General features: G+C 66.1%; 9 protein-coding genes. 4 read left to right on the top strand and 5 right to left on the bottom strand.

What is annotated here, in order from left to right; translation table 11 throughout:
* Positions 1-23 precede the first annotated feature (23 nt).
* From QRN11_RS10640 to QRN11_RS10620, 5 genes are all read right to left on the bottom strand, one after another.
* Positions 24-452: an OsmC family protein gene (locus QRN11_RS10640; protein WP_056333222.1), complete on the bottom strand. Its 429-nt coding sequence runs from the start codon at positions 450-452 to the stop codon at positions 24-26.
* Positions 453-642: 190 nt separating this feature from the next.
* Positions 643-993 (bottom strand): hypothetical protein, encoded by a 351-nt coding sequence (locus tag QRN11_RS10635; RefSeq protein WP_285250930.1) that lies wholly within the window; start codon positions 991-993, stop codon positions 643-645.
* A 116-nt stretch (positions 994-1,109) separates the two neighbouring features.
* A complete protein-coding gene (gene sucB, locus QRN11_RS10630) occupies positions 1,110-2,876 on the bottom strand; it encodes a 2-oxoglutarate dehydrogenase, E2 component, dihydrolipoamide succinyltransferase (RefSeq protein WP_285250929.1) in 1,767 nt (588 codons plus the stop codon).
* 116 nt (positions 2,877-2,992) lie between these two features.
* Positions 2,993-4,375 (bottom strand): dihydrolipoyl dehydrogenase, encoded by a 1,383-nt coding sequence (gene lpdA, locus QRN11_RS10625; protein WP_142058083.1) that lies wholly within the window; start codon positions 4,373-4,375, stop codon positions 2,993-2,995.
* A 262-nt stretch (positions 4,376-4,637) separates the two neighbouring features.
* Positions 4,638-6,164 carry a leucyl aminopeptidase gene (locus QRN11_RS10620; RefSeq protein WP_142058085.1) on the bottom strand — a complete coding sequence of 509 codons (1,527 nt, stop codon included), beginning with the start codon at positions 6,162-6,164 and terminating at the stop codon, positions 4,638-4,640.
* A gap of 260 nt (positions 6,165-6,424) precedes the next feature.
* On the opposite strand from QRN11_RS10620, the gene QRN11_RS10615 reads away from it, so the two are divergent.
* From QRN11_RS10615 to QRN11_RS10600, 4 genes are all read left to right on the top strand, one after another.
* Complete coding sequence (locus QRN11_RS10615) at positions 6,425-7,363, top strand: proteasome assembly chaperone family protein (protein WP_091420047.1); 939 nt, start codon at positions 6,425-6,427, stop codon at positions 7,361-7,363.
* A gap of 92 nt (positions 7,364-7,455) precedes the next feature.
* Positions 7,456-8,802 carry an MFS transporter gene (locus QRN11_RS10610; RefSeq protein ID WP_285250928.1) on the top strand — a complete coding sequence of 449 codons (1,347 nt, stop codon included), beginning with the start codon at positions 7,456-7,458 and terminating at the stop codon, positions 8,800-8,802.
* Between the two features lie 118 nt (positions 8,803-8,920).
* Positions 8,921-10,189 (top strand): DUF4192 domain-containing protein, encoded by a 1,269-nt coding sequence (locus tag QRN11_RS10605; RefSeq protein ID WP_285250927.1) that lies wholly within the window; start codon positions 8,921-8,923, stop codon positions 10,187-10,189.
* 272 nt (positions 10,190-10,461) lie between these two features.
* The gene (locus QRN11_RS10600; RefSeq protein ID WP_142058091.1) at positions 10,462-11,775 is read left to right on the top strand and encodes an RNA polymerase sigma factor; all 1,314 of its coding nucleotides are present in this window, start codon (positions 10,462-10,464) and stop codon (positions 11,773-11,775) included.
* Positions 11,776-11,829: the final 54 nt, after the last annotated feature.

Below are 11,829 nucleotides of genomic sequence, written 5' to 3'. Positions count from 1 at the left end.
TTTTGTTAAGCCTGGGGGAGGGCCTAGGCCTCCAGCGTGGCGTCCAGTGTGATGTCGATGCTGGCGAGGGCGCCGGAGACCGGGCAGCCCACCTTGGCGTCCGCTGCGATCTTCTGGAACTCGTCCTCGGAGATGCCGGGGACCCGGGCTGACATGGTCAGGTGGCTGCCGGTGATGCCCGTGCCCGGAACGAAAGTGACATCTGCCTTGGTGCGCACTTCCTCCGGTGTGTGCCCGGCGTTGGCGAGCTCGTTGCTGAAGGCCATAGAGAAGCAGGCTGCGTGGGCTGCAGCGATGAGCTCTTCCGGGCTCGTTTTGCCGTTGGCCGCTTCAGTCCTGGCCTTCCACGTCACGTCGAAGGTGCCCAGGCCTGAGGTGGCCAGGCTGGTGGTGCCGGAACCCTCCGTCAGGTTGCCGTTCCATACTGCGTTTGCTGAACGTGTTGCTGCCATGTCACTCCTCAAATCGATTCGAACCGGGGCAGGCTGCTGCCAGGACCCCGCCGCTACCCATCCTATGGATTCGGCACCCCGGGTGCACGGGTTGTCCGCTGTCAGAGGATTGTGACCATGGCGCTAAAACGCCGACGGCGACGCCCCGCTGGAAGGGAGCGTCGCCGTCGTACGGTGCAGAAAAGACCGCCTACTGCCAGATGGTGGCAATGGCTACGTTCAGCAGCGCCAAACCGCCCACAGCGTGTGCCAGGCCCTTGCTGACGGGCTCGTTGTTCTTGTACTTGCGGCGGCCGATGAAGGCCAGCACGCCAACCGCAAGGGCGATGGCGAACTTGATGCCCAGCTTGGCGTAGTTGGCGTCCATGTCCAGGGCCGGGATCAGGCCCATCAGGGCGATGCCGGTGAGCAGCTGGAGCATGGCGCCGTCGAACTGGCGGGGGTGGACGGTGGGATTTTTCATCTGGCCGATCCAGATGCCCACGATCATGGCGGCGCCGACGATGTGCAGGAAAACCACAATGTTATAGACGATGTTCATGGGACCAGTGTAGCCAGAGGTTCTACAGCTTGTAGTAGTTAAACGCCGACGGCGGTGCAGGCGTTGCGCTGGTTTCCCACCGCTGCCTGCACCGCCGTGCGTGCGTTGTTGGCCTGTTACAGCCCCAGGTCCGCTTCGAAGGCGCCCTCTTCAAGGCGTGCCTTCAGGGTCTGGAGGAACCGGCCGGCGTCCGCGCCGTCCACCAGGCGGTGATCATACGTCAGCGACAGGTACATCATGGAGCGGATGGCGATCGAGTCGTCACCGTTTTCATCCGAAACAACCACGGCGCGCTTGACGATGGCGCCGGTGCCCAGGATGCCCACCTGCGGCTGGTTGATGATCGGGGTGTCGAACAGGGCCCCGACCGAACCGATGTTGGTGATGCTGAAGGTGCCGCCGGACAGCTCGTCCGGGCCGATCTTGCCGTCGCGGGTGCGGCTGGCAACGTCGGCGATCTTGCCCGCCAGGCCAGCGAGGTTCAGGTTGCCGGCGTCGGAAATGACCGGAACCAGCAGCCCCTTGTCCGTGTCCACGGCAATCGCGAGGTGCTCGGCGTTGTGGTAGGTGATTTCCTGCTTCGCCTCGTCGTAGGCAGCGTTGAGCTTGGGGTGCTGCTTGAGGGCCTCGGCGACGGCCTTGGCGATGAACGGCAGGAAGGTCAGCTTGACGCCGTTCTGCGCCTGGAACGAGTTCTTGGCGCGGGCACGGAGCTTGGCCACCTTGGTCATGTCCACCTCGTGGACCTGGGTCAGCTGGGTGGAGATCTCCAGGGATTCGCGCATGCGGCGGGCGATGACCTGGCGGATGCGCGGTGCCTTCTGCGTGGTGCCGCGCAGCGAGGAAACTGCGGCGTTGGAGGCTGCGGGAGCAGACGCGGCCGGTGCTGCTGCCGGCGCTGCGGCCGGTGCGGCCTTGGCCTCGGCGGCGGCGATGACGTCCTGCTTGCGGATGCGTCCACCCACGCCGGTGCCGGAGAGTGAGGCGATGTCCACGCCGTGCTGGTTCGCCAGCTTGCGGACCAGGGGAGTGACGTAACCGGACTCGGATCCGCCGTTTGAGGGTGCGGCCTCGGCTGCGGCAGGTGCTGCGGCGGGGGCCGGTGCTGCTGCCGGAGCGGGTGCCGCGGCCGGTGCGGGAGCGGCCTGCGGGGCAGGTGCTTCAGCCTTGGGGGCTTCCTGTGCCGGCGCTTCCTGTGCCGGGGCGGGTGCGGCCGGCGCTTCGGCGGGGGCAGCAGCTGCACCGGAGCCGATGACGGCCAGGACGGAACCGACCTCTGCGGTTTCGTCTTCGTTGACCCGGATTTCCTGCAGGGTGCCGGCAACGGGGGACGGGATCTCGGTGTCCACCTTGTCGGTGGAAACTTCCAGGAGCGGCTCATCCACCTCAACGGAGTCGCCCACGGCCTTCAGCCAGCGGGTGACGGTGCCTTCGGTGACGCTTTCGCCCAGGGCCGGGAGGGTGACCTCGTGGCCTTCGCCGCCGCCGGCTGCCGGAGCTGCCGGTGCTTCCTGGGCGGGCGCAGACTGTGCAGGGGCTTCCTGGGCGGGGGCTTCCTGTGCCGGTGCTTCTTCGGCGGCTGCGGCAGCGGGAGCTTCCTGCGCAGGAGCTTCTTCGGCCGGTGCAGCGGGGGCGCCGCCACCGGAGCCGTCGCCGATCCGGACCAGGGGAGCGCCTACCTCGGCGGTCTCGTCCTCGGCAACCAGGATTTCCTCAATCACGCCAGCTACAGGAGAGGGGATTTCAGTGTCTACTTTGTCGGTGGAGACTTCGAGCAGCGGCTCGTCCACCTCTACCCGGTCACCTACCTGCTTGAGCCAGCGGGTGACGGTTCCTTCGGTGACGCTCTCACCGAGGGCGGGCAAGTTAACGGATTCAGACATGTCGTCCCCGTTCTCCTTATTGATCTTTAGTGCGGATGATTGCTGCCTTGTTGGCCAGCCTAGTGCACCCGGCATTTCGTGCCGGGTGCACCAGGCCCTTTGGTGCTTGGGGGAGACTAGCCGTGAAGGGGCTTGCCCGCGAGTGCCAGGTGGGCTTCGCCCAGGGACTCGTTCTGGGTGGGGTGGGCGTGCACCAGCTGCGCCACATCCTCGGGGTATGCTTCCCAGTTCACGATCAGCTGGGCTTCGCCCACCTGCTCGCCCATGCGGGCGCCGATCATGTGGACGCCCACCACGGGGCCGTCTTTCTGGCGGACCAGCTTGACCAGTCCGGAAGTGCCCAGGATGGAGCTCTTGCCGTTGCCGGCTAGGTTGTATTCCTGGGTCTGGACCTGGTCGTCGCCGAACTTTTCCTTGGCTGCCTTTTCGGTGTAGCCCACGGTGGCGATTTCGGGATCGGAGTAGGTGACCTTGGGGATGTTGATGTCCTCGACGATCACCGGCTTGAGGCCGGCGATTTCCTCGGCCACGAAGATGCCCTGCTGGTAGCCGCGGTGCGCCAGCTGCACGCCGGGGACGATGTCGCCGACAGCGTAGATGTTGCCGACGCCGGTGTGCAGGCGCTCGTTGGTGATGACGAAGCCGCGGTCGATGGTGATACCGGCTTCCTCGTAGCCCAGGTTGGCGGTGACGGGGCCACGGCCGACGGCGACGAGCAGGAGGTCCGCTTCGAAGGTCTTGCCGTCCACGAGGGTGACCTTGACGCCGTCGTTGTTCTGCTCAACGCCCTGGAAGAAGACTCCGGTGGAGAACTTGATGCCGCGCTTCTTGAAGGCACGCTCGAAGTTCTTGACGATGGTGGCGTCCTCGTTCGGGACCAGCGAGGGCAGGCCCTCCACGATGGTGACGTCCACGCCGAAGGACTTCCACACCGAAGCGAACTCGACACCGATCACGCCGCCGCCGAGGATGATGGCGCTCTTGGGGATGGAGTCCATGGTCAGGGCCTGGTCCGAGGTGATGACCTTGCCGCCGATTTCCAGGCCCGGAAGGGTGCGGGAGTAGGAACCGGTGGCCAAAACGATGTTCTTGCCCTTGTAGGCGGTGCCGTTCACCACAACGGTGTCGGTGCCCTGGAGCTTGCCTTCACCTTCGATGACGGTGATGCCCTTGGACTTGATCAGGCCCTGGAGGCCCTTGTACTTGCCGGCGATGATGCCGTCCTTGTACGCGTTGACCGCGGTGATGTCGATGCCGTCCAGGGTGACGTTCACGCCGTACTTGGCGGAGTCACGGGCGTGGTCGGCGAGCTCTGCCGAATGCAGCAGCGCCTTGGTGGGGATGCAGCCGTTGTGGAGGCAGGTGCCGCCCAGCTTTGCCTTCTCCACGAGGCCGACGGTCAGGCCAAGCTGTACGGCCCGCAGGGCGGCGGCGTATCCACCGCTGCCTCCACCGAGTACCAGGATGTCGAATTCTTGCGCAGTTGCCTGATCGGCCACTTAAACGCTCCCTCGCGTGAACGATGACGCGTTCTTCCGCGCATCATCTGGTCTTGGAACTTGCACTGCCGTGATTATGTCAGCGTGCCTGTTCTCTTGCATTTGTGACTACCGTGGTTCACCTTAGCGAACCACTTATCCATGCTCCACCTTGGCGCCGCGTTTGTGGAGCGCTTGTGTCGAGTGTCACGCGGCCCTGCGGCGCAGGGAACATCCCGTGCCGCAGGGCGCGCAGTTACCGGGCTACGGCTGCCCGTTGGCCTCAGGCGGCTGCTGCCAGGATGTCCTCTACATAGGCCACCAGGGTCCGGACCGTGCAGCCCGTTCCCTGCTTGTGGGTATAGCCGTAGGGGCTTCCGTTGTTGAAGGAAGGCCCGGCGATGTCGATGTGGGCCCAGGGGATCTGTTCCCCGTCCTTGCCCTTACCCACGAATTCGCGCAGGAAAACGGCCGCCGTCATCATGCCGCCGTGGCGTTCGCCGATGTTGGCCAGGTCGGCCACCTGCGAATCGAGGCTGGGGCGCAGTTCCTCGGGCAGCGGCATGGGCCAGACCAGTTCGCCCGCACGGTCCGCCGCGGTCTTCAGGGCACCCGTGACGCTCTCCGACCCCATCACGCCGGCGGTGCGGTTGCCCAGGGCGATCAGCTGCGCACCGGTGAGCGTGGCGACGTCGATGATGGCGTCCGGGTATTCGCGGCTGGCGGCCACGATGCCGTCTGCCATCACCAGGCGGCCCTCGGCGTCGGTGTTCAGGACCTCAACAGTTTTGCCACCGAACATGGTGAGGACGTCCGCCGGGCGGGACGCCGCCCCGGAGGGCATGTTTTCGGCAATGCAGAGCCATGCGGTCGCCTTCACCGGCAGGCCCAGTCCCGCCAGGGCCAGGACAGTATTAAGGACGACGGCGGCGCCGGCCATATCGCTTTTCATGTCGCCCATGCCGAGGGCCGGCTTGATGGAGATGCCGCCGGTGTCGAACGTGATGCCTTTGCCAACGAGGGCGATCTTCGAGGTTGCTTTGGCAGGGGAGTATTCGACCTTGACCAGGCGGGGCTGGCGGGCTGAGCCCTTGCCCACGCCCATGATGCCGCCGAAGCCTTCCTTTTCCAGCCGCTTCTCATCCCAGACGGTGACTTTGACGGGCAGGCCTTTGGCCAGGTCCTTTGCGGCCTCGGCGAACGTCTCCGGGTAGAGGTGGCTCGGCGGCTGGTTGACCAGTGACCGGGTGGCGTTAACGGCCTTGCCGAGCAGGCCGGCACGCTTCAGTGCTGCGTTGACGCCGTCGTTGCCGGCCAGGTCCGTGAAGATAACGGCATTTTTGACCGGATCCTTCAGCCCGTCCGTGGAGGACCGGAATTCGGTGAAGGAATAGGCCCCCAGGGCGGCACCTTCGGCGACTGCCGCCACGTCGGCGACGGACGCCGTCGGAAGGGCCAGGACAACCGTGGCGAGGCCGGAAAGCTGGCGGACGGCGGAGCCGGCAGCGCGGCGGAGCGCTTCTTCCGTCAGCGGCTTTCCGGCCGCCACGCTGCCGGTGCCGGCGAGGACCAGGATTCCGGCGCCCGTTTCCGGAAGGCCGGGAAGGCGGACAATCTGGTCTGCGGCGCCCGTGACGCCCAGAGACTTGAGGGACTCCGCCAGGGCCTCGGCACTCTTGGCCGTCAGCGGGTTGTCCAGGAGCACCGGACCGTCAGTGCCCTTCCCCACACCGATGACCACTGCGTCACTGGGGCTCTTCTTCAGGTCCCTGGTGAGGGTACTAAGGTTGATTTCAGTATTCTTGACCACAGGGATCAGTCCTCAATTCTCGCGAGATGTTCGAAGCAGGGGTGCATGTTCGGCGCTCTGCCATGGATGCCCGGATTGCCGTCGTTCGGGACGCAGCCCGGGTGTCTTTAAGCCCGTCTGGCAGGCCAGTTCCGATCGTAGCCCGTCCCCGCCTGAGCCGGTGAATTTCCTGAGATGTGCGCCACACCAGCCGCAGGAATGCGGGGCTGTCCCGGGGCGTTGTAGAGGATGTCCACCCGCACCCATGAAAGGAACACGCCGTGCTTGAACGGATCTCCGGCTCCCTGCTGGACCCCGACGCGCTTTATGCAAGCAACATTGAGCTGTTCCACAGCCCGGAGCTCAAGGGGCTGAACCTGGTGATGGGCTTCACCGGATTCGCCGACGCCGGGCAGGTGGTGAAGCAGATCAATGCCGAGCTGCTGGACTCGCTCGACGCCCAGCCCGTTGCCGTCTTCGACGCCGACCAGCTGATCGATTACCGCTCCCGCAGGCCGCACCTGACCTTTGTCGAGGACCACCTGCAGGACTACCAGGAACCCCGGCTCGCCCTCTACCGGCTCGTGGACGGCCTGGGCAGCCCCTTCCTGCTGCTGGCCGGATTCGAACCGGACCTGCAGTGGGAACGTTTTGCCCGCGCAGTGGTGGGCATCGTGGAGAAACTCGACGTCAACCTGGTCACCTGGATCCACTCAATCCCCATGCCCGTTCCGCACACCCGCCCGGTGGGCGTTACGGTCCACGGCAACCGGCCGGAGCTCATCGAGGGCATCTCGGTGTGGAAGCCCACCGTGGAAGTGCCCGCGGCAGTGGGGCACATCCTTGAACTCCGCCTCGTGGAGGCAGGCCGCAACGTTGCCGGCTACGTCATACACGTGCCGCACTACCTGGCCGAGGCCGAATACCCCACGGCCGCCGTGGCCGGCCTGGAGTACCTGGGCGCCGCCACCTCCCTGATGCTTCCCTCGGACCGGCTCCGCGAAGCCGGCCGTGAGGTCAGCCGCCAGATCGCCGAGCAGATCGACGCCTCCGAGGAAGTCCAGCAGGTGGTGTCCCGGCTTGAGTCCCGGTATGACGAAAAGGCCGAAGGTACCGTCCGGCGATCCCTCCTGGCGGATGAAAATGACGAGCTGCCCAACGCCGATGTCCTCGGCGCCGCAGTGGAGGCCTATCTCGCCCGCGAGAATCCCGGCCAGTAGACGCGCCCGTGTGCTGAACCCTTTCCGCACCCGAACTGCAGTCGAACGCCCTGCTGCCGGGGCGGGGACGGGTGTCCGGGCATAATGAAGAGGTGACTGCACCCCGAGCCTGGCTGATCTGGACCATTGGAATCTTCGGGTACCTGGTGGCAGTTTGCCAGCGCACCTCCTTCGGGGTAGTGGGGCTGGAAGCGACGGAACGCTTTCACGCCAGCGCCGCCGCGATCTCGTTCTTCACCGTCCTTCAGCTCCTTGTCTACGCCGGGCTCCAGATCCCGGTGGGGCTGCTGGTGGACCGCTTCGGCTCCCGGGCCATGATCGCCGGCGGTGCCGTGCTGATGGGGCTCGGCCAGCTTCAGCTGGCCTTCGCCGACAGCATCCCCGGCGGCGTGGCCGGCCGGGTCCTCGTGGGCGCCGGCGACGCCATGACCTTTATCTCGGTGATCCGCCTGATTCCGCTCTGGTTCGCTCCCGCCCGCGTGCCGCTGGTCACCCAGCTGACCGGGATGTCCGGGCAGCTGGGACAGCTGTTCAGTGTCCTCCCGTTCGCGTTCGTGCTGCACTCTGCCGGCTGGACCCCGGCGTTCCTGATGCTGGCCGGGATGTCCGGACTCGCCGTCGTCCTGGTGGTTCTGCTCCTGCAGGATGTGCCGCCCGGTACCGCCCGGCCGCAGGGGCAGCAGGGCTTGAAAGCCACCGGTGCCTCGCTGGCCCGCGCGTGGCGCCAGCCGGGGACGCGGCTGGGCCTGTGGAGCCACTTCACCATCCAGTTCAGCGGCACCGTTTTTGCGATGACGTGGGGCTACCCCTTCCTGATTTCCGGACAGGGCCTGGACGCCGGAACCGTTGCTGCCCTGATGGCGCTGTACGTGGCGGCCGCTATGGCGGTAGGTCCTTTTATCGGGCGCTTTGTGTCCCGCCATCCGCTGCGGCGTTCCACCATGGTCCTCCTGATTGCCGCCGCGACTGCCGGGGCGTGGGCCGCTGTCCTGCTGACACCGGGGCGCTCGCCGCTGTGGCTCCTGGCCGGCCTGGTCATGGTGCTTGCCATCGGCGGCCCGGGCTCGATGATCGGCTTCGACTTTGCGCGGACGTTCAACCCGGCCCACCGGATCGGGACGGCCACCGGCATTGTTAACGTGGGGGGCTTCATCGCCGCGCTTATTGCCATCTTCCTCATCGGCCTGGTGCTGGACGTGCTGTACGCCAGCGGCTTCTCCAACGGAGAGCTGTACGGGCTGGCTCCGTTCCGGATTGCCCTGAGTGTCCAGTTCGTGCTGCTTGGCTTCGGCGTTGTGGCCATGCTCGTCTGCCGGCGGAAGGTCCGGCGGCAGATGGCGGCGCAGGGCGTTGTGGTACCGCCCCTCCGCAGTGCCCTGGCCCGCCAGCGCCGGGAAAACCTGGCCCGGCGCAGCAAGGCAGCGGCTTCGGACGACTAGTCCCGCACAGGCCCGGTTTTCGCCTCGTCCGCCGGGGGGGGGGGGGGCGGCGGACTCGTTATCCACATAGCCGTGCCTGGTCCTTCTGAGGCTTCCGCCGCAGGCGAAAGCTGGAACCATGACATCTCCAGAGCGCCTCACAGTCCGCGGCCCCGAAGACATCCTGGGCTTCATTCCGCACTCGTTGGGATACTGGCCGGCCAACAGCCTGGTGGCCATGACGCTGCAGGGCAAGAGGCTGGGTGCAACCCTCCGGCTGGATCTTCCCGGGCCGGCGGTGCTGGCCGATCCGGCACCCTTCGCCGAAACGATAGCCGGGTACCTGGCGGCAGACGAGCACGCCGACGGCACCCTGCTGGCTCTTTTCACCAACAACGGCTGGCTGTCCGGGCCGGGATGCTATGACGGGCTGCTGTTCAGCCTTGAAGCGGCGCTGGCCGGAGCCCGCATGCCCGTCAAGGAGGCCTGGTATGTGGGGGACCGCTACTGGCGGGACGCCTGGTGCACGGATCCGGCCTGCTGCCCGCTGCCGGGCCGGCCCCTGGAACAGATCCGGGACAGCCTGCTCAACACGGAAATGGTGTTCCGCGGAAGCAGTGTGGGGCCGCCTCCGGAGGAACGGCAGGCCCGCACTGTCCCCAGCCTGTACCGTGCAGCTGTCCTGGAGGCCGAGGCTGCCTGGTCGGCCCGCCTGGACTGCCGGCGGCAGAGCCGGGCGCAGTTTGACGCTGTGCTGGGCCTCTGGACCGGGTTGCTCGCAGGCCCGCGGGAGGAATTAGGCCAACCGCTGGTGGACCGGGACGCCTTCCTGCGGGCTTCGCTCCTGGTGCCTGCCTGGCGCGACGCTGTCCTGGTGATGGCGGCGGCCGGACAGGCGGCTGCCGCAGCCGGAGCCGAGGAGTTCGGGAATTTCGACGAGGAGCAGGGACCTGAGCCCGTGGTCTTTACGGGCGTTGTTCCATTGGAGACCGGTCTAGCGGAGACCGAGCCGGCCGGAGCTCCATCATCAACCGGGGGACCCCCGGCCCCCGAGACCCTGCTAAAGACCGGACAACACCAGGGGACTCCCGGTTACGGTGATGTCCTCATGGGGCATGAGCCGCCTGTCCCGCAGTGGCTGACCATGGACGCGCTGGATCTGGTTTTGGGGCAGTTGGCCCTCCTGGGCGGGGCGCCGGCCGCGGCCGCATTAACGGGGAGAGGCTGGATTGCGTGGTGCCGCGGGCGCGGCTCGTACTCCGCTGCGTATTACGAGGAAGCCCTGGAGATCGACCCCGGCTACCGTCTGGCGGAACTGCTGCTGGAGCTGGTGCGCCGCGGTACTTTGTGCGGGTGGGCAGCCCGGAAGGAGGCAGCCTGGCAGAAATTCGGTCCGGACGCCGCCTGAAGCCCAGCGCTCCGGTCCTTGTTGGCCAGGCCGCGGGACCGTGGGGAGGTCCTATTCGGGGAAACGTGAGACAATGGTTGCCGAGACCCGGTTGGGTCCGTGTATCAAGTGCCTGTAACTGGTCCTTTCGGGGAACATTACAGCCGCTCCGGCAGTTCTATTTATAGACTCTGCCGGCCGTGGTGGCGCTTGGTTTCCACCACGGACTTGACAGGGTCATAGTGGTGTTGCCCGTATGGTGATTCCACAGACCACCGCTAGAAAGGTTTTCTGTGACCCCGTCTTCCACGAAGAAGGACCCCGCCGCCCAGGACGAACTGTCCGCTGAGCAGAAGCAGGCTGCGACAAACGCCAAGCGGGCCGCCACTCGGGCAGCCAACAAGGCTTCTGCCGGTGAAGCTGGTGCGGACGGCAAGCGTGAGCCCAAAAAGCGCGGCCCCAAGCCCGGCGCGAAGGCCGCCGCCGAGGCAGCCGGCAAATCGGCGTCTGACGCCGACGATGACGTAGAAGAAGTTGAGGAAGACCTCGACGACATCATCCTCGAAGGCCCCGACGTTGTTGAAGAGGACGCCGAAGCCGATCCCGTGAAGGGTGCTGCCGGATCGGGCAAGGGCTTCGTCTACTCTGATGCTGATGACGACGACGCACCTGTCCAGCAGGTCATGTCAGCCGGCGCCACCGCCGACCCCGTCAAGGACTACCTGAAGCAGATCGGTAAGGTTGCGCTGCTCAACGCCGAGCAGGAAGTGGACCTTGCGCTCCGGATCGAAGCCGGTCTGTTTGCCGAAGAGAAGATCAACGCGGACGACGGGTCCATGGACCCCAAGTACAAGCGTGAGCTTGAGTTCATCATCCACGACGGCAAGCGCGCCAAGAACCACCTGCTCGAGGCCAACCTGCGCCTGGTGGTCTCGCTGGCCAAGCGCTACACCGGCCGCGGCATGCTGTTCCTTGACCTGATCCAGGAAGGCAACCTGGGCCTCATCCGCGCTGTGGAGAAGTTCGATTACACCAAGGGCTTCAAGTTCTCCACCTACGCCACCTGGTGGATCCGCCAGGCGATCACCCGCGCCATGGCGGACCAGGCCCGCACCATCCGTATTCCGGTGCACATGGTTGAAGTCATCAACAAGCTGGCCCGTGTCCAGCGCCAGATGCTGCAGGACCTTGGCCGTGAACCCACGCCTGAAGAGCTGGCCCTCGAACTGGACATGACGCCCGAAAAGGTGGTCGAAGTCCAGAAGTACGGCCGCGAGCCCATTTCGCTGCACACGCCCCTGGGCGAGGACGGCGATTCCGAGTTCGGCGACCTCATCGAGGACTCCGAGGCTGTTGTCCCGGCCGATGCCGTGAGCTTCACCCTCCTGCAGGAACAGCTCCACTCCGTCCTGGACACCCTGTCCGAGCGCGAGGCCGGGGTTGTTGCGATGCGGTTCGGCCTCACCGACGGACAGCCGAAGACTTTAGACGAAATCGGCAAGGTCTACGGCGTCACGCGTGAGCGGATCCGCCAGATCGAATCCAAGACCATGTCCAAGCTGCGCCACCCCTCGCGGTCGCAGGTCCTGCGGGACTACCTGGACTAGGACCAGCAAGTCAGCGATAGCGGCCCGCCGGCTGCCGTGCCCCTCCCGGGGTGC

The organism is Pseudarthrobacter sp. fls2-241-R2A-168 (assembly GCF_030209335.1).
In the GTDB taxonomy this organism is placed as follows: domain Bacteria; phylum Actinomycetota; class Actinomycetes; order Actinomycetales; family Micrococcaceae; genus Arthrobacter.
Note: the sequence above shows the minus strand (reverse complement) of the source record. Positions and strands in the feature narration are given on the sequence as shown.

Bases quoted from the DNA above. Each gene is read 5' to 3' on its own strand.
- QRN11_RS10640 (WP_056333222.1), bottom strand. From the start codon at position 452: ATGGCAGCAACACGTTCAGCAAACGCAGTATGGAACGGCAACCTGACG.
- QRN11_RS10635 (WP_285250930.1), bottom strand. From the start codon at position 993: ATGAACATCGTCTATAACATTGTGGTTTTCCTGCACATCGTCGGCGCC.
- sucB (WP_285250929.1), bottom strand. From the start codon at position 2,876: ATGTCTGAATCCGTTAACTTGCCCGCCCTCGGTGAGAGCGTCACCGAA.
- QRN11_RS10605 (WP_285250927.1), top strand. From the start codon at position 8,921: ATGACATCTCCAGAGCGCCTCACAGTCCGCGGCCCCGAAGACATCCTG.